Genomic DNA, 18,264 nt, shown 5'->3' on the forward strand with positions numbered 1-18,264 from the left:
TCAGAAGTAGTCGGCCGGGTCCGGGACGCGCAGGAAGCGGGCGGCGAGGTCCACGTCGGTGTCGTGGACGAGGATCCCGAGCCGGTCCCCGTCGGGCGCCCGGTACTCGACCATCCGCATGCCGGGCCGCCAGGAGGGCCGGTGGGTCGCGCGGCCCCCGCCGGGCAGCTCCACCGCCCGGCGGGCGGGCCGCTTGAAGACCGGTCCGCCGGTCGGGCCCGTGGTCAGCGTCCCGTACAGGAAGCCCGTACGGCCCAGCCCCTCACGCCATTCGACCCGGCAGGAGAGGGCGGTCCGCACGCCCGCGGCCACGCCCGCGGCGCGGTGCGCGGCCAGCCGGCGACGCGCCAGGTGGACCACCCCCAGGGCCGCCGCCGCGCCGACGGCCGGCCCCACCAGATCCACGAACATGCCCGTGCCCCGCTTCCCGACCGACTCCGATCGGCACAGCCTAGGCGTCGAGCGACACGCCCCGGCCTTCGAACGACCCGTCCTGGCCTTCGAGCGACACGTCCCGGCGCTCGCCCCGCCCGGCCTGACCCTCGACCCGCACGTCCTGGGCGGTGTGCACGACCTCCCCCGCCACCACGACGGTCCGCGCGACGGTCCCGGGGATGGACTCCGCCGGGATCGCCAGGATGTCGCGGGACAGCACCACGAAGTCCGCCACCTTGCCCACCGTCAGGGAGCCCCGCTCGGTGTCGAGGAAGTTCGCGTACGCCGAGCCCATCGTGTAGCCGTGCACGGCCGTGGCCACGTCCACCGTCTCGCCCGGCTGCCAGGGGTCGCCGCCGCCCAGCGGGCGCCGCGTCACCGCCGTGTAGATGCCGATCATCGGGTCCATCTCGGCCACGTTCCAGTCGCTGGAGAAGGCCAGCACCGCGCCCGCGTCGTGCAGGCTGCGCATCGGCCACGCCTTGTGCCAGCGGCCCTCGCCCACGTTCTCCGCCCAGTCCTGGCCCGGCCCGGCGATCTCCGGCGCGCAGTGTCGGGGCTGCATGCAGGCCACCACGCCGAGTTCGGCGAAGCGCGGCACGTCCTGGGGGTCCAGGCACTCCACGTGCACCACCTGGTGGCGGGCGTCGCGCGGCCCGTTGACCGCCCGGGCGTGCTCGACCGCGTCGAGGACGGTACGGATGCCCCGGTCGCCGGTGGCGTGCACGAAGCACTGGAACCCGCGGGCGTCCAGCCCGGCCAGCAGGTCCGCGAACTCCTCGGCCGGGTAGAAGGTCTCGCCGCGGTGCGCCCCGCATCCGGTGTACGGCTCCAGCAGGGCGGCCGTGCGCGGCTCCACGACGTCGTCGATGTACAGCTTCAGCGGGCCCACCCGCAGGCGGTCGCCGGAGTACATCCTGGCGCAGGCGGCGAACAGGTCGAGTTCCTCGTCGCTCGTGCCGCGCGGGTGGAAGAGCGCCGCGACGATCCGGGACCTCAACCGCCCCTCCGCCCGGGCCCGTTCGAAGAGTTCCAGGTCGTCCAGGGAGTTCTGGGGCTCGACCACCGTGGTGATGCCGAAGCCGATCGCGTCGTCCAGGCTCTTGGCGAGCCGCCCGTACTGCCGGTCCGGGGAGGCCCACGGCACGCCCAGTTCGCGCAGCGCCCGGTGCCCGTCGCGGGAGAGCCCCTTGATGGCGAAGTCCTTGACGAATCCGGTGGGTTCGCCCGTGGCGGGGTCGACGGCGGCGGTGCCGAAAGGCAGGTCGACGCGGTCCCGGGAAACGCCCAGGCGGTGCATGGCGGCGGTGTTCAGCCAGGCCGTGTGGACGTCGTACGAGAGCACGATCGCGGGGGTGTCGCCGGTGACCGGGTCCAGGTCGGCGGCGGCGGGCATCCGGCCGCCGGGGATGGCGGAGTAGTCGAAGGCCTCGGCCTCGATCCACTCCGCGTCCGGGTGGGCCTCGCGCCACTCCCCGATCCGGTCGAGGATCGCGTCGAGCGTGCGGACCCCGGCGAGCTGTACGCACGCGTCGTCGGAGCCGAGCCGTACGTGGTTGTGGGCGTCGATGAACCCGGGCAGCACCAGCCGCCCGCCCGCGTCGATGCGCTCGGTGTGGGGGCCGGCCCACGCCTCGGCCTCGGCGTCCGGGCCCACCCAGACGATGGTGCCGTCGTGGACGGCCAGGGCCTCGGCCTCGGGCAGGTCCGGGTCCACGGTGTGGATCCGGGCCCCGGTGAGCAACAGGTCGGCGGCGATGGGGTGCGACATGGGGTGGTGCTCCTGTGGCAGCTGAGGGGAATGGGTACGGAGGGTCAGGCGGCCGGGGTCGGGGCGGGTGCGCGCCGGACGAGGGCCCAGTAGACGAGTCCGGAGACCACCGAGCCGAGGAGGGTGAGGTCGGCCCCGCCGAGCGGGGCCACCAGGGGGCCGGTCCAGAGCTCGGAGTCGCAGGTCAGGGCGGCGAAGAGCATGCCGGCGAGCAGGGCGGCCATGCCTGCGGGGTGGTAGCCGGCCCGGTACCAGTAGGCGCCCGCGTGCCCGGCGTGCAGGGCGTCGGAGTCGTACCGGCAGCGGCGCAGCAGCATGTCGGCGAGGAACACCCCGCCCCAGGGCGCGAACACGATGATCAGCAGGGAGAGGAAGGAGAGCAGCGAGGTGGTGAAGTCGGTGAGGAAGAGCGCGGCGAGCGAGCCCACGGCGGTCACGGCGGCGCTGATCACGATGGCGCGGGAGCGGCTCCACGGGATGCCGAGGACCTGGAGGTTCAGGCTGGAGGAGTAGAGGGTGATGATCGAGTTGGTGACGGAGCCGCCGAGCACGAGCGCCAGGAACACGGTCTGGAACCAGCCCGGCAGCAGGCTCTCGGCGCCCGTGACGGCGTCGGTCATGTCGGTCTGGGTGGCGGCCGCCACGCCGGCGACGCCGAGGGCCACGGAGGAGACGAACCCGCCCAGCGCCCCCATCCAGGTGATCGACCTCAGTGAGGTGGTCCGGGGCAGGTAGCGGGTGTAGTCGGCGGGCATCGGCAGGTACGAGAACGGGCCGGCCAGCATGACGACGAAGGCCAGGCTCCAGCCGGACAGCCCGGGGCCGGCGGCGGGCGCGGAGGTGTCGGCGCCGGGCAGCACGAAGACGAGCAGCGCGCCGAAGCCGACGGCGAGGACGTACGCCATCCAGCGCTCGGCGAACTGCACCGTGGCATGGCCCCACATGGCGACGGCGAAGGTCAGCGCGAGGGTGACGCCGAGGGCGAGGGCCCGGACGGCCGTGCCCCCGCCGAGGCCGATCTCGGCGAAGAACACCTCCAGCGCCAGGGTGCCGACCACGGTGTTGACGATGGTGTAGCCGATGCTCACCACCCAGTTGAGGACGCCTGCCGGGAAGTTGCCGCGCACCCCGAAGGCGGCTCGGGAGATCACCAGGGTGGCGGTGCCGGTGCGGATGCCGCTGAGTCCGGCGGCGCTGACGGCGAAGAAGGAGAGTCCGCTGAGCACGACCACCAGGGTGGCCTGCCAGAAGGAGAGGCCGAAGGCCACGGCGAGGGCGCCGTTGATCACGTAGGTGAAGGTCAGGTTCGAGCCGAACCAGAGCCAAAAGAGGTCCTTGGCGCCGCCGTGGCGTTCCTCGTCCGGGATGGGGTCGATGCCGTGCGTCTCGACCTTGAAGACCTCGTCGACGTCGGCCGCCGTCTCCCGGCGTCTCGTCCCCGGCCGGCTCGTCTCCTGCTGTGTCATCCGCCGTACCCCTGACCTTGGCACTCTCGGCCCTTCCAGACCTTGAATGACGTTCTAAGTTCTTGAATGACATTCAAGATGCGCCGCCTCCGGGGGCCGCGTCAAGACCCTGTCCGGGATAAGGTCTGGCCAGGCAAGATCAGGAAGGCGGGACCGGTGGCGGGAGCGGCACGGCGGCGCGACGGGCAGATCGCCCAGGAGCGGATGCTGGAAGAGGCCATGACGGCGATCGCCGAGGACGGGCTGGCGACGCTCACCATGTCGGCGCTGGCCGAGCGGCTCGGCACCAGCGGGGGCCACATCCTGTACTACTTCGGCAGCAAGGACCGCCTGTTGCTGGAGGCGTTGCGCTGGAGCGAGGCGCAGCTGACCACCGAGCGCACCGAACTGCTGGGCCGCCGGCTCACCGCCCACCGCAAGCTCGCCCTGTTCGTCGAGCTGTACCTGCCCCGGGGTCCCCGGGACCCGCGCTGGACGCTGTGGATCGAGCTGTGGGCCCGTACGCCCTCCAACGAGCCCCTCCAGGCCGCCCAGCAAGAGATCGACGACGGTTGGCAGCGGGACCTGGAGACCCTGCTGGGCAAGGGCGTGCGGCAGGGCCGGTTCGCCGCCGACCTGGACGTCCCGGCCCGGGCCTCGGAGTTGCTCGCGCTGCTGGACGGGCTGAGCACCCGCGTGGTCCTGGGCCAGCGCGGGGCCGACCGGAGCGCGGCCCTGGAACGGGCCCGCTCGGCGGCGGCCCTGCTGATCCCGCACCTCTGAGGCCGCGGGCGCAGAACGGAGGCCGCCGGGGACCCGGGTCCCGGCGGCCTCCGCTTCCCGGCGCGGGCGTCGCCGGCTCCCGGCGGGCGTCACTCCCTCCCCCGCGCAGTGCGCCCTACCGCACTCCTCTCCCTGCGAGCACAATCACCGTGACGACTCGCGTCGACCGTGAGGGAGGGAGCGCGTGCGCCATCAGGTGCGTACCGCCGACGGACGCGCTCTGGCCGTGGAGCGCCGGGGCGACCCCGACGGCAAACCGGTCTTCCTGCTCCACGGCATGCCCGGCAGCAGGCTCGGACCGGCCCCGCGGGGCATGGTCCTCTACCAGCGCCGGATGCAGCTCATCGCCTACGACCGGCCCGGTTACGGGGGCTCCGACCGCCATCCGGGCCGCACCGTCGCCGACGTGGCCCAGGACGTGGCCGCCGTCGCCGACGCCCTGGGCCTGGACACCTTCGCCGTGGCCGGCCGCTCCGGCGGCTCCGCCGGCGCCCTGGCCTGCGCCGCCCTGCTCCCGGACCGGGTCACCCGGACGGCCGCCATGGTGGGCCTGGCCCCCCGGGACGCGGAGGACCTGGACTGGTTCGCCGGAATGGCGGACTCGAACGTCAAGGAGTACACCACCGCCACCGACGACCCCGAGGAACTGGCGGCCCGGCTGACCCCCCGCGCCGCCGGCATCCGCGCGGACCCCGGGCGGCTCCTGGACGAACTGCGCCGGGAACTCACCGACAACGACCGCATGATCGTCTCGGACGCGGGCCTGCGATCCATGCTCCTGCGCAACTACCGCGAGGGGTTGCGGACTTCGGCCGACGGGTGGATCGACGACGTCCTCGCCTTCAGCCGCCCGTGGGGCTTCGACCCGGCCGACATCCGGACCCCGGTGATGATCTGGCACGGGGAACTCGACGTCTTCTCCCCCGTCGGACACTCCCGCTGGCTGGCCCGCCGGATCCCCGGCGCCACCACCACCATCGACCCGGCGGCGGCCCACTTCGCGGCCCTGCGCGCCCTGCCCGACGTACTGAACTGGCTGCTGCGGGACGTGCCCGCGCCCCCGGTCAGCGAGCAACAACCGGCCTGAGGGGGCGGCGCGCGGGAACCGACCCGGCGCCCGGAACCCGGCCCGGAGCGCGCTCAGTTGCCCCCGACGACCGGATTCTCGGGGTCGTAGTTGGTCAGCACGCAGCCCTCGACCCGGGCGCGCTCCAGCCGGTAGCCGGTCGGGGCGGAGAAGCCCGGTACGCAGTTCAGGTAGAGGAACTGCTGCTGGTAGAGGCCGAACCGGACGGCGGGGTCGTTGCTCTCGACCGCGACGTTCTCGCCGACCAGCAGACGACTGGCCGTGCGCCGGAGCTTTCCGTCGTCCTTGAGGTCCGCCTGCTGGGCGGCCTTCGCCCTGGTCTGGAGCTTCTTCATGTCCCCGACGGTGTCAAGCCAGTTGAGGTGGTGGGCGCGCTGTGCCCCGCCCGGCTCCCCGCACAGGGCCCGCCCGGTGACGCCCCAGTCGAGCGCGTTCCCCTCGACCACGGGCGCGTAGTCGATCGATTCGATCGCCACCGTCGCGGGATCGGTGGAGAACCGTGTGCAGTCCACGCTGGATCCCACCAGCTCGCGCAGCTCGGCCACACTGCCTGCGCGCGCCAACCCCAGGCTCTTCTCGGCCGGTTGGCCCGGCTTCTGTCCGCCCGGGTCCTGTGGGGTCTCGAAGTTCGGGCTGCCCTTGCCGTCCTTGGCGTTGACGAAGTCGCTGAGGGCGCAGTGTTCGACGAGCGCCTTGTCCATCTTGTAGCCCTTGGGCGCCCCGAAGCTCGGGTTGCAGTACAGGACGCGCAGTTCGGACCGGGCCAGGGCGAGCGCCGACTCGGTCGAGGTCGGGGTGACGACGAAGCCCTTGCCGACGAAGACCCGACTGAACAGCCCCCGGGAGCCGTCGGACGACTCCAGGATGCTCCGCTTGTACCGCTCCTGGAACTCCTTCATGTCCGACGGTATGTAGAAGACGAGTTCGCCGTCCTTGGCCGAGTCGCTGCACACGCCCCGCTGCGTCACGGTCCACTCGCCGACGCCGACGAACTCGGTCAACGGCAGCCGGGGGTCGCCCGGTTCGGCGCTCAGGTCGTCGCAGTTGGTGAACTGCCGCACGTACTGCTGCGCACCGGCGAGGGTGACCGCCGTCGAGCCCTTCCCCCCGGCCGGGGGCGCCGCGACGCCCGAGGACGGGGCCGCGCCGGACGCGGGTGTGGCGGTGTCCCCCTCACAGGCGGGCAGAGTTGCGAGGCAGGCGAGGGTGGCGGTCATGGCGAGGATTCGCTGGATGCGCAAGGGGATGCTTCCGTCCGAAACAGCAGGTGGCGAGTAGTGACGTGCACATGCTAGGCGGATCGGAGGGTCGTGATCCAAACCCCCGGAGAGCGAGGACGGCGCACCCGGGAAGAAATGGATCTTGCCGTACGGCAAACGGCCGAATGCGACGCCGCGAGAATTGCGTCACGCTTTCCATGGAACGCTTGACCAGGCGTCATGTCTCGGTTGCCAATAGGGTGTGGACGAGTAAAGTCCACGCTTGACACTGGCGCGACGCCGCTGTCAACCCCCTGCCCTTTCCACCCGGCTTCCCCAAGGACGGTGTCGTGAACACTTCCGCAACCCCCCCGACCATCACGGTCAAGACCTCCCGGGTCCCGCTCGACCGCATCGACGTGCACAGCGCGTCGGCGGCGACGACGCTCGGCCGCGTGTTGCGGACGGAAACCGGTCGTCACGTTCAGGCACCCATCTTCAACTCTGCGCTCTGACGTCGAAGTACGCGCTCTAGACTGGTGGAATGACCGGCCTGATCGCATTTCGCGAGATCGTCCTGAAAGTTCACAGCAGATGCGATCTCGCTTGTGATCATTGCTATGTCTACGAACACGCGGATCAGAGCTGGCGAGCCCGACCGAAGGTGATCTCCCCCGAGGTGATCGCGCACACCGCGTCGCGGCTCGCCGAACATGCCCGTGACCATGCCCTCCCCTCCGTCACGGTGATTCTCCACGGAGGGGAACCCCTGTTGGCGGGCACCGCCCGACTCCGGCTCGTGTGCGAGGAGTTCACCCGCGCCCTCGCCGGCATCGCCGCCCTGGACCTGCGCATCCACACCAACGGGCTCCAGCTCGGCCACCGCCATCTGGACCTCTTCGCCGAGTACGACGTCCGGGTCGGCATCTCCCTCGACGGGGATCGCGCCGCCAACGACCGTCACCGCCGGTTCGCGGACGGCCGTACCAGCCACCCCCTGGTCCTCGCCGCCGTCGCGCTGCTCCGCTCCGAGCCCTACCGCCACCTCTACCAGGGCCTGCTCTGCACCGTGGACGTGGCCAACGACCCCGTCGCCGTGCTCGACGCGCTCGTCGAGCTGGAGCCCCCCCGGGTGGACTTCCTGCTCCCCCACGCCACCTGGGAGACCCCGCCGGTCCGCCCCGACGGCGCCCCCGACGCGTACGCGCGCTGGCTGCTGCGGGTCTTCGACCACTGGGAGCGCCGGGAACGACCGGTCCCCGTACGGCTCTTCGAGTCCCTGCTGTCCACCCTGCGCGGCGGCCCCAGCCTGACGGAGTCCCTCGGCCTGGCGCCGACCGACCTCGTCGTCGTCGAGACCGACGGACAACTGGAGCAGGTCGACTCCCTCAAGACCGCCTTCGAGGGGGCCGCGGCCACCGGCTTCAACGTCTTCGACCACACCTTCGACCAGGTGGCGGCGCACCCCGGGGTCCGGGCCCGGCAGCAGGGACTGGCCGGGGTCAGCGACACGTGCCGGCGCTGCCCCGTCGTACGCTCGTGCGGCGGCGGCCTCTATGCCCACCGCTACCGGCCCGACCCCGCCACCGGCGGGAGCTTCGACCACCCCTCCGTGTACTGCGCCGACCTGCGCGAGCTGGTGGACGGCGTGGAAGGCCGCACCGCACGGCGCGAGACCGCCCCGGAGCTGACCGATCCGACCGAGCTGGCCCGGTCCCAGCAGGAGCTGACCCGGGTGCTGCTGGCCCGGTTGAACGCCGACCGGACGGGTGACCCCGACTGGGCCCGCGCCTGGGAACTGCTGGCCGCCGTGGAGCGGTCCGGGGGCGCCGGCGCGGACGCCCTGGACGCCGTACTGGACCACCCGTTCACCCGGACGTGGGTACTGGCCGCCCTGGACACGCGGCGGGAAGGACCCCGGGAGGAGTCCGGGGCGGCCCGCCGGCTGGCCGCGCTGGTCGCCGCCGCCGTGCTGCGGGGCGGGTTGGACCTGCCGGCCGAGGTGGCCTACCGGGACGGCGAGGTGTACCTGCCGACCCTGGGACTGCTGCGGCTCGGGGAGCCGGGCACCCGGGGGCGGGCCTCGCTGCGCGCCGTGGACGACGGCTACGCCGTACGGGACGGCCGCGCCGAGCACCGCTTCGGTCCGACGGCGGGGGACGCCCGCTGGCAGCCCGTACGGAGCTGGTCGCCCGGGCCGGACGCGGCGCCGGTGGCCCTGGAGGACCTCGATCCGTACCGCAACTGCTTCGCCCGTCCGCCCCGGCTGCGACTCGGGGCGGGCGAGGCCGGGGAGTGGCGGAGCCTCCTGGGCCGGGCCTGGGCCCTGCTGCACGAGACGGTCCCCGAGTTCGCCCGGGCGGCCGCCACCGGGCTGACCACACTGACCCCGCTGGCCGGCGGCCCCCGGGAGCACGGCTGGGGAGAGGCCGGACGGCACGCCCCCGGGGCGCTCGGCGTCCCGTACGGGGCGGGGGTGCCCGAGACGGCGCTCGCCCTGCTCACCGGCCGCCGGCGGGCCCGGCTCCGCGCGCTGACCGAGGTGGCCGACCTGTACGCCCTGGACGGGCAGTGGCAGCACCCCTCGCCCTGGCGGGAGCGGCGCGTCCCGGTCTCCCGCCTGTTGGCCGACGTACACGAACGGGTGGCGGTGGAAGCGTACCGGCGGGCCGTCGTGGGCCCCGAGCCCGGCTCCGCCGACCTCCTCCACCGGGCCCTGGACCGACTGTCCGCAGCGGCCGAGCTGACCATCACGGGCAAGCGTCTGGTCGAGGAACTGCGCTGGGAGCTGAAGGCGGTCGACGCGTGAGCGCCCTCGCCCTCGCCGTCCACCTGCGCCTGCTCGGCGTCCGGCCCCGGTCCCGGCTGCTGGTGCACGCCGCGCTCGGCGGGACCGGTCTGCGCGCCGAGGCGCTGCGCGACGCCCTGGCCGGGGTCCTCGGCCCGCACGGCACGCTGGTGGTCCCGACCTTCACCCCGGAGAACTCCCTCACCTCCCGTGCCCATCTGGCCCGGATCGCCGGGCTGAGCCCGTCCGAGGCGGCGGCGTTCCGCGCCCGGATGCCGGCCTTCGATCCGGCGACCACGCCGAGCCGGGGCATGGGCGCCCTGGCCGAGGCCGTGCGCACCACGCCGGGGGCCGCACGCAGCGCCCACCCGCAGACCTCCTTCGCCGCACTCGGCAAGGACGCGGAGAGCCTGTGCGCGGGTCACCGGATCGAAAGTCACATGGGCGAGGAGTCGCCTCTGGGAAAGCTGTGTTGGGAGGGAGGGCAGGTACTCATGATCAATGTGGGGTTTTCAGTTTGCAGTGCTTTCCATCTCGCGGAGTATCGAATTCCGAAGCCCCCCTTGCGCATGTACGACTGTGTGGTGAAGGTGAACCTTCCGGGGGGTCAACAGGGGGAGGAGTGGACGGCGTACGAGGACGTCGCACTGGACGACAGCGATTTCGCGGAGATCGGCGCGACGTTCCCGGATTCACAGGTGCGCAGGGGGCGGGTGGGCGACGCCCCGGCCCTGCTCTTCTCGATTCCCGAGGCCGTCGATCACGCCCTTGACTGGATGACCGAAAACAGATGCTGATTGACTGAACGATGAGGGGATGTCGCGAAGCAGCTCCGGAATGATGTTTCTTCGCTCGCATCTTCGGGACGGGGGGCGTGTGCCCGCATCAGTGCAGCCGTACTTTTTTCTCAGTTATGCGCATACACCGAGATTCGGGGCCGGGGGGCCCGACCCGGACATGTGGGTCGAGCGTCTCTTCCGTGATCTCTGCAGTCACGTCATGGCGCTGACGGATCTGCCCGCCGGGTCCGAGGCGGGCTTCATGGACCGGGAGATACGCAGCGGCGAGGGCTGGTCGGAGCGGCTCGGGACGGCGCTCGCCACCTGCCGGGTGTTCGTCCCGCTGTTCTCGCCGCGCTACTTCGCCAGCGAGATGTGCGGGAAGGAGTGGTTCGCCTTCGCGCAGCGCGCCATCCAGCACGGAGCGGCGAGCAACCAGCCGGCGGAGGCCATCGTGCCCGCGCTGTGGGTGCCGGTACCGCCGTCCCAACTCCCGGGGCCGGCCGAGCGGTTGCAGTTCAACCACAACACCTTCGGCGAGCGCTACGTCACCGACGGGCTGTACGGGCTGATCAAACTGCGGGGGTACGCGGAGCAGTACGAGCGGGCCGTCTACGAGCTCGCCAAACGCATCGTCCGGGTCGCGGAGACCGTCCGTCTGGACCCCGTCCGCCCGGTGGACTACCGGGTCGTGCCCAGCGCCTTCGGCAGCTCCGACAACCCGGCCCGCTCCCTCCACGTGACCGTCGCGGCCGCGTCCCGCCACGACCTGCCGGAGGGGCGCAGCCCCGAGTACTACGGGGACAGCGCCCTGGACTGGAACCCGTACCACCCGGCCTCCCAGCGGCCCGTCGCCCTGATCGCGGAGGACCTGGTCAGGAACCTCAACTACCAGACCAGCATCGGTTCCTTCGACGACGAGGCCGGCCACTTCGACAGCAAGCAGCCGCCGACCCGCCCGGAGATCCTGATCGTCGACCGTTGGGCCGTCGAGGACGAGCAGCGCCGCCGCCGGCTGGCCGCCTTCGACCAGGAGTCCCGGCCGTGGATCAACGTGGTCGTGCCCTGGAACCGGTACGACCACCAGAGCCGGGCGAAGGAGAACGAGCTGGCGCACCGGCTGGAGGACACCATGCCCGTCAAGATGAGCCAGGGCCGGGCCGCGTGCCGGGCCGCCGCGAACGGCGTGGCCAACATGGAGACGCTCGGGCAGATCCTGCCGCAGGTCGTGGAGGCCGCCGCGCAGCAGTTCCTCAGACACGCCCAGGTCTATCCACCGGCTGGCGGCAACCGCACCGAACGGCCCCGGTTGATCGGGCCGATGGGGATGAACGGGCCTCCCGCGACGCTCCCGCCGCCCGCCCCCTTCCCACCCGACAGCGAACGCCGGGACGGCGAACACCGGGACCACGGAGACCGGGACCACGGAGACCGGGACGGCGCGGACCGGGACGGCGCGGACCGGGACGGCGCGGACCGGGACAGCGAGCCGCGCGGCCGGGGCGCCGCCGACCACAACGAATCAGACCGGGGGGACGCGGATGACAGCGAGTCGTGACAGCCGTGACGGACGCATCGTCACCTTCTATTCGTACAAGGGCGGTACCGGCCGCACGATGGCGCTCGCCAACACCGCCTGGATCCTCGCGGCCAACGGCAAGCGCGTGCTCGCCGTGGACTGGGACCTGGAGGCCCCCGGACTGCACCGCTTCTTCCACCCCTTCCTGGACCCCTCCACCCTCGGGGCCACCACCGGGGTCATCGACCTGATCAGCGAGTACGCCTGGGCCGCCACCAGCCCGGTGCAGCGCGCCGACGACTGGCACAAGGACTACGCGCGGATCCAGCCGCACGCCGTGTCGCTCACCCCGGAGACCCTGGGCTGGGAGTTCCCGGACGGCGGCACGCTCGACTTCGTCTCGGCGGGCCGACAGAACCGCGAGTACTCCGCGACCGTCTCCACCTTCGACTGGGACAACTTCTACGACCGGCTCGGCGGTGGTCTCTTCTTCGACGCGTTACGCGCCGACATGAAGAGGAACTACGACTACGTCCTGATCGACAGCCGGACCGGTCTGTCCGACATCGCGGACATCTGCACGGTGCACCTGCCGGACGTCCTGGTCGACTGCTTCACCCTCTCCGACCAGTCCATCGACGGCGCCGCCTCGGTGGCGCGCCAGATCGACGAGCGGTTCAACGACCGGGGCATCAAGATCTATCCGGTTCCGATGCGCATCGACGAGGGCGAGAAGGAGAAGGCCGACGCGGGCCGGGCCCTGGCCCGGATCAGGTTCGACCGCTTCCCCAACGGCCTGGTCGGGGACGAACTCACCTCGTACTGGGGCGCGGTGGAGATCCCGTACCGGCCCTACTACGCCTACGAGGAGACCCTGGCCACCTTCGGCGACGAGGCCGGTCTCACCAACTCCCTGCTCTCCGCGTTCGAGCGGTTGACGGCGGTGGTCACCGAGGGCGAGATCGTCTCGATGCCCGCCATCACGGAGGACGTCCGGATGCGGATCCGGGACGCCTTCACCCGGCGGCGCCCGGCCCTGCCCGCCGACCTGTTCCTCTCCTACGTCGCCGAGAACCGCATGTGGGCCGACTGGATCGAGTCGGTGCTCACCCGGGCCGGGTTCCGGGTGGTGCCGCAGGACGTCTCCGCCGAACGCACACCGGGCGACGGGGGCGGGAGCGGAAGCGGAAGCGGGGACACCCTCGGCGGGGCCGGCATCAGCGTCGACAACGCGGCCCGGACCGTGGTGCTGCTCTCCAGCGCCTACCTCAAGTCCGCGCGGGCCGTGGACGTCTGGAACCGGGCCGCGGCGGAGGACCCGACCGGCGGCCGGCGCCAGCTGGTGCCGCTGCGCGTGGGCGACGTACGGCTGGCGACCCCGTACATCGACCGCAACCCGGTGGACCTGTTCCGCCTCGACGAGGTGCACGCCACCACGGCGCTGCTGCGCGCGGTGGAGCGGCCGATGGCCCTGCCGGACTCGGTCAACAGCACCACCCAGCCCGGACCCCGCTTCCCGGGGACGGTCCCGAAGATCTGGAACGCGCCGCCGCGCAACCCCGGCTTCACGGGTCGCAGCATCGTGTTGGAGCGGATGCGCGACCAGCTCGGCGGCGGCATGGCCGTGGTGCTGCCGCAGCCGCAGACCCTGTACGGGCTCGGCGGGGTGGGCAAGACGCAGGTGGCGCTGGAGTACGTGCACCGGTTCATGGCCGACTACGACCTGGTCTGGTGGATCTCCTCGGAGCAGACCGACGACGTGGTGGCGGCCCTCGCGGAGCTGGCCGTACGCCTCGGCGCGCAGACCGGCGAGGACATGTCGGCCGCCTCCCAGGAGGCGATCGACCTGCTCCGGCGCGGGGTGCCGACCTCGCGGTGGCTGTTGGTCTTCGACAACGCCGACGATCCCGAGATCCTGAAGCGGTTCTTCCCGCCGGGCGGCCCGGGGCACGTGCTGGTGACCTCGCGCAACCAGTCCTGGTCGCAGTACGGCGACGCGCTCCCGGTGGACGTGTTCCTGCGCGAGGAGTCCATCGAGCACCTCCAGCGCCGGGCCCCGGGACTCACCAAGGACGACGCCGAGCAGGTGGCCGTGGCGGTGGGCGACCTGCCGTTGGCGGTCGAGCAGGCGGGTGCCTGGATCGCGGAGACGGCGACGCCGGTGTCCGCGTACCTGGAGCAGTTGGCGGAGCAGGCGGCCCGGGTGCTGGGGCTGAACCAGCCGCCCGGCTACCCCGAGCCGGTGGCCGCCACCTGGAACGTGTCCATCGAGCGGCTCCAGTCCCGCTCCCCCGCCGCCGTGCGACTGCTCCAGCTCTGCGCGTTCTTCGCGCCCGAGCCGATATCCGCGAACCTCCTCTACAGCAAGGAGATGATCAACGCGCTCAAGCCGTACGACTCCTCGCTCCAGGAGAAGCTGATGTTGGGGCGGGTGATCCGGGAGATCGGCCGGTTCGCGATGGCCAAGGTCGACCAGGTCGGCAACAGCATCCAGGTGCACCGGCTGGTCCAGGCCGTGATCCGGGCCCAGCTCTCGGAGGAGGAGCAGCGCGAGGCCCGGCACGCGGTGCACCGGATCCTGGCCGGGGCCCGGCCGGACGACGACGAGCCGATAGACAATCCGGAGACGTGGCCGCGGTTCAACACCATCTGGCCGCACCTGACCCCCTCCGAGGCCCGCAACTGCAAGGAGCCCGAAACCCGCCGGCTGTTGATCGACCGGGTCCGCTACCTCTGGAAGCGCGGCGACTTCAAGGCCGCGTACCAACTGGGCGAGGAGCTGCGGGAGAGCTGGAAGGACACCCTCGGCAACGACGACCTCCAGTACCTGTACCTGCGCTTCCACCTGTCCAACATCCTGCGCTCGCAGGGCCGGTTCGTGGAGGCGCAGGAGCTGGGCGAGGTCACGCTGGAGCGGCAGCGGACCGTGCTCGGCCCGTCCCACCCGCACACGTACATGACCACCAGTGGCCTGGCGATGGACTTGGGCGCGCTGGGCCGGTACGCGGAGGCGATGGAGCTGGCGACGGCCGCCCACGAGGGCTTCAGCCAGATATTCCACGAGGCGCATCCCCGCACCCTGGCCGCGGCCAACAACCTGGCGCTGAACCTGCGCATGGTCGGCCAGTACGCCCGGGCCCGGGAGATCGACCAGGAGGTCTTCGACCGGCGTACCGAGGTGCTGGGCACGGACCACCCGTACACGCTGTCCTCGGCCCAGAACCTGGCCCGTGACCTGCGCGAGGTGGGCCGGTACGACGACTCGGTGCAACTCCTGGCGCGGACGTACGAGATCTACAAGCGGACGCTGGGCCGGGCCTTCCCGGGCACCCTGTCGGCCGCGAAGAACCTGGCGGTGTCGCTGCGCAGGGCGGGCGAGTTGGAGGACGCGCTGCGGTTGACGACCGCGACCCGCAACCGGTACCGGGCCAAGTACACCTCGGTCAACCCGGACCTGTTGGCCTGTGAACTCAACCTGGCCTCCGACCTGTTCTCGACGGGCGATCCGGGGGCGGCGCGAGACCTGGCGCAGGAGGTGGTGGACGAGTTCATGAAGGTGCCGGGCGAGCGGCACCCGTACACCCTGGCCGCGGTGAACAACCTCGCGGTGTTCCACTGGGGCACGGGGGCCGCGGACACGGCGGAGCCGATGTTGCGGCAGACGATCCGGCACATGCGCGAGGTGTTGGGCGACAACCACCCGCACACGATCTTCGCGCATCTGAACCTGGCCAACGCCCGGGCGGACCTGGGAGATCCGGAGGGCGCGCTGGAACTGGAGCGGCTGTCGGTGATGCGGCTGCGCGAGGCGCTGGGCGTGCATCACCCCGAGACCCTGGCGAGCGCCTCCAACATGGCGGTCAGCCTGGACATGATGGGCCGCAAGGAGGAGGCCGCCCGGGTGCGGGCGGAGGCGGTGGCCGAGCTGACGCGGCTGCTCGGCGAGGACCACGGTCTGACCCGCTACGCGCGCGACGAGCGGCGGGTGCACCGCGATCTGGAGCCCCTCGCCGTGTGATCCGACGGAGGGCCGCCCCCACATGGGGGCGCCCTCCACCCCGACAGCAGCCTGGGGGGTTCGCTGTGAGCGACAGCATGACCTTTCGAAACGAGGACCTGCCGGCCCTCTTCCACCACACCGATCAGGCGGCGATCTCCCGACAGCGGGAGTCCACCCAGGCCACGCGCGCCCAGCTGGTGCTGCTCGTCGCCGCCGCGGGGGCCGCCGCCCTGCCCGCGGGACCGGCCGCGGGTTCGCTCCGGTTGTTCGGGGCGATCAGCGCGCTGGCGTACGCCGGGGTCCTGGGGGTGGGCATCCGGGCGACCCGGCGACGGGCCCGGCCCCAGTGGCAGCTGAACCGGAGCGCGGCCGAGTTCATCAAGTCCCTGGCCTGGCGGTACGCCGTGCACGGGGCGCCGTTCGGCAGTGATGTCGCCGGGCCGGAGGCGACGTACCGGACCCGTTTGGAGAAGGGTCTGGACGAGCTGCGCAAGATGGGCTGGGAGGACCCCCGGGCCTCGGGCGCGGTGCCGGAGGGCGGGGAGATCACGGGGGCGATGCACCGGCTGCGCGGTCTGGGCTACCACGTGCGCCGGGAGACGTACGTCCGGGACCGGCTGATCGAGCAACGCAACTGGTACCAGCGCAAGACGGAGGTCTCGCGCCGGGCGACGGCGTTGTGGTCGTGGACCATCGTGCTGCTGACGTGTCTGGCCCTGCTGTTCGCCCTGCTGGGGGCCTTCGGCTCGGGTCCGGGGCCGCGGCTGACGGGGCTGCTCAGCGCGGCGGCGGCGGCCGGCATCGCCTGGAACGAGGTGCGCCGGCACCATCCGCTGATCGAGGCGCACACGCTGATCGAGCAGGATCTGTCGGCGATGATGGTCGTGATGCAGACGACGATCACCGAGGCCCAGTGGCCCTCCTCGGTGTACGAGACGGAGCGCTACGTCTCTCCGCAGCACACGGACTGGTTGGCGCGACACAGCAGTTGACGTCCGTCGCGGGGGTGTGGCTCAGACCCGGGTCACGCCCTCGCGCCAGACGACGGTGACGGGCTTTCCGAGCGCCCGCGCGTAGGCGACGATCTCGCCGGTGCCGCCGTGTCCGCGGGCGGGCAGGCCGTCCCAGACGGCGACGAGCCGGTCGCAGGAGTCGGCGATGAACGTGCCGGCCGCGTAGTAGGCCTCGTCCGTGGACCGGTCGAAGGCCATCCGGATCTCCTGGGCGGCGCGGCGCTTGAGCCTTCGGTAGTGGGCCAGGGACTCGGCTCCCTCGAAGGTCTCCTCGTAGTCCCCGCTGGGGATCACCACGGTGAGGTCCGCGCCGCATTCCAGCGCGATGTCGGCGAAGAGTTGGTCCGCTCCCTCGGCGAGGCTGGAGAAGGCCTCCAGCGGCCCGTCGTGGCCGTCGAGCACGTCCCGCAGCCCGCGCCTCACGTGGTCGAGCACCTCGATGGGAAGCGACCGGTGTCCGGTCACGCCGATACGTTTCATGCGGAATCCTCCCCCGTGGACGCCTGGACATCCTCCCAGAAGGCGGGAGGACGTCCAGGGGTCGTACGGGGGCGCGTGGGTCAGTAGACGCTGACGCCGTAGGCGTTCAGGGCTTCCACGACGGGCTGGAAGAAGGTCGTTCCGCCGGAGGAGCAGTTGCCGCTGCCGCCGGAGGTGAGACCCACGGCTCGACTGCCGGAGTAGAGCGGGCCGCCGCTGTCGCCGGGTTCGGCGCAGACGTTGGTGCGGATCATGCCGTAGACGACGTCGCCGCCGCCGTAGTTGACGGTGGCGTTGAGGCCGGTCACGGAGCCGCTGTGGATGCCGGTGGTGGAGCCGCGCCGGGTGACGGACATGCCGGTGGTGGCGTTGACGGCGCTGGTGATGTCCTGGCTGCCGACGGTGCCCGGCGGAATCGGGGTGCTGCTGTTGTACTTGATCAGGCCGTAGTCATTGGTCGGGAAGCTGGAGCCGACGGTGGGGCCGATGACGGTGGTGTGGGCGGAGTTGCTCCACCAGGTGCCGGCCCCGTCGGTGCAGTGGCCGGCGGTCAGGATGTAGTACGTGGTGCCGCTGCGCACGTTGAAGCCGAGCGAACAGCGCCAGCTCGTCGCGTAGATGGCGTCGCCGCCGGACAACAGTTTCGTCAGCTTGCCCGGGGTGCGCTCGATGCGCAGGGCGCCGGCGTCGGCGCCGGCCTCGCGGCGGATCCTGGCGATGTCGGCGGCCGACACCCTGGAGTCCGCGGTGACCACGAGGGTTCCGTTGGCGGGGTCGGTGTGCCAGGCCGTGCCCGCCACGTCGGCGCGCAGGACCGAGGCCCCGGCCGAGGCCAGGCGGTCCGCGCTGAAGCCGCTGTCGGCGCTCGCCGTGGCGGGTGCGCCGAGCGCGGCGACGGCGGCCAGGCCGGTGGCCGCCGCGAGAAGCTTGATTCGGGTGATGCTGTGGATCCTCACTGACTCGTC

Annotated in this window: 14 protein-coding genes; 8 read left to right on the forward strand and 6 right to left on the reverse strand. The window is 72.0% G+C overall.

The window, feature by feature from the left end; all coding sequences use genetic code 11:
• The 3 genes from ACIRO3_RS18310 to ACIRO3_RS18320 are packed head-to-tail and all read right to left on the reverse strand — an operon-like array spanning position 1 to position 3,672.
• Entirely contained in the window at positions 1-411 is a 411-nt protein-coding gene (locus tag ACIRO3_RS18310) for a hypothetical protein (protein ID WP_365999463.1), read from the reverse strand.
• Positions 412-451: 40 nt separating this feature from the next.
• Complete coding sequence (locus ACIRO3_RS18315; RefSeq protein WP_404137676.1) at positions 452-2,206, reverse strand: amidohydrolase; 1,755 nt, start codon at positions 2,204-2,206, stop codon at positions 452-454.
• A 44-nt stretch (positions 2,207-2,250) separates the two neighbouring features.
• The gene (locus ACIRO3_RS18320; protein WP_404137679.1) at positions 2,251-3,672 is read right to left on the reverse strand and encodes a purine-cytosine permease family protein; all 1,422 of its coding nucleotides are present in this window, start codon (positions 3,670-3,672) and stop codon (positions 2,251-2,253) included.
• 156 nt (positions 3,673-3,828) lie between these two features.
• Here ACIRO3_RS18320 and ACIRO3_RS18325 point away from each other — a divergent pair, with 156 nt between their 5' ends.
• Together ACIRO3_RS18325 and ACIRO3_RS18330 are read left to right on the forward strand one after the other, a co-directional pair.
• Entirely contained in the window at positions 3,829-4,434 is a 606-nt protein-coding gene (locus ACIRO3_RS18325; RefSeq protein ID WP_404137682.1) for a TetR/AcrR family transcriptional regulator, read from the forward strand.
• Between the two features lie 184 nt (positions 4,435-4,618).
• Positions 4,619-5,521 carry an alpha/beta hydrolase gene (locus tag ACIRO3_RS18330; protein ID WP_361775452.1) on the forward strand — a complete coding sequence of 301 codons (903 nt, stop codon included), beginning with the start codon at positions 4,619-4,621 and terminating at the stop codon, positions 5,519-5,521.
• Positions 5,522-5,574: 53 nt separating this feature from the next.
• Here ACIRO3_RS18330 and ACIRO3_RS18335 read toward each other — a convergent pair whose 3' ends face one another.
• Positions 5,575-6,762 (reverse strand): hypothetical protein, encoded by a 1,188-nt coding sequence (locus ACIRO3_RS18335; RefSeq protein WP_404137685.1) that lies wholly within the window; start codon positions 6,760-6,762, stop codon positions 5,575-5,577.
• Between the two features lie 308 nt (positions 6,763-7,070).
• Between ACIRO3_RS18335 and fxsA the strand changes: the two genes are divergently transcribed.
• The 6 genes from fxsA to ACIRO3_RS18365 all read left to right on the forward strand — a co-directional run bounded on the left by fxsA (position 7,071) and on the right by ACIRO3_RS18365 (position 16,798).
• Entirely contained in the window at positions 7,071-7,235 is a 165-nt protein-coding gene (gene fxsA / locus ACIRO3_RS18340) for an FxSxx-COOH cyclophane-containing RiPP peptide (protein WP_361775458.1), read from the forward strand.
• Positions 7,236-7,264: 29 nt separating this feature from the next.
• Complete coding sequence (gene fxsBH / locus ACIRO3_RS18345; RefSeq protein ID WP_404137688.1) at positions 7,265-9,529, forward strand: radical SAM/SPASM protein FxsBH, inactivated beta-hydroxylase extension form; 2,265 nt, start codon at positions 7,265-7,267, stop codon at positions 9,527-9,529.
• On the forward strand, positions 9,526-10,305 hold the full coding sequence (locus tag ACIRO3_RS18350; protein WP_404137691.1) for an aminoglycoside N(3)-acetyltransferase: 780 nt from the start codon (positions 9,526-9,528) through the stop codon (positions 10,303-10,305). The genes fxsBH and ACIRO3_RS18350 overlap by 4 nt, the downstream gene beginning before the upstream one ends.
• A gap of 43 nt (positions 10,306-10,348) precedes the next feature.
• The gene (locus ACIRO3_RS18355; protein ID WP_404137805.1) at positions 10,349-11,845 is read left to right on the forward strand and encodes a TIR-like protein FxsC; all 1,497 of its coding nucleotides are present in this window, start codon (positions 10,349-10,351) and stop codon (positions 11,843-11,845) included.
• A complete protein-coding gene (gene fxsT, locus ACIRO3_RS18360) occupies positions 11,829-15,824 on the forward strand; it encodes an FxSxx-COOH system tetratricopeptide repeat protein (RefSeq protein ID WP_404137694.1) in 3,996 nt (1,331 codons plus the stop codon). Before ACIRO3_RS18355 ends, fxsT begins: the two co-directional genes overlap by 17 nt.
• Positions 15,825-15,901: 77 nt before the next feature.
• Positions 15,902-16,798, forward strand: a complete 897-nt coding sequence (locus ACIRO3_RS18365; RefSeq protein WP_404137697.1) for a DUF4231 domain-containing protein — start codon at positions 15,902-15,904, stop codon at positions 16,796-16,798.
• 21 nt (positions 16,799-16,819) lie between these two features.
• On the opposite strand, the gene ACIRO3_RS18370 is transcribed toward ACIRO3_RS18365, so the two are convergent.
• Both ACIRO3_RS18370 and ACIRO3_RS18375 read right to left on the reverse strand, forming a co-directional pair.
• Positions 16,820-17,299, reverse strand: coding sequence for a hypothetical protein (locus tag ACIRO3_RS18370; protein ID WP_361775473.1), 480 nt, complete (start codon positions 17,297-17,299; stop codon positions 16,820-16,822).
• A gap of 80 nt (positions 17,300-17,379) precedes the next feature.
• Positions 17,380-18,255, reverse strand: coding sequence for a S1 family peptidase (locus tag ACIRO3_RS18375; protein ID WP_365999450.1), 876 nt, complete (start codon positions 18,253-18,255; stop codon positions 17,380-17,382).
• Positions 18,256-18,264 lie beyond the last annotated feature (9 nt).

It is taken from the genome of Streptomyces sp. NPDC102278 (assembly GCF_044766345.1).
Lineage (GTDB): Bacteria > Actinomycetota > Actinomycetes > Streptomycetales > Streptomycetaceae > Streptomyces.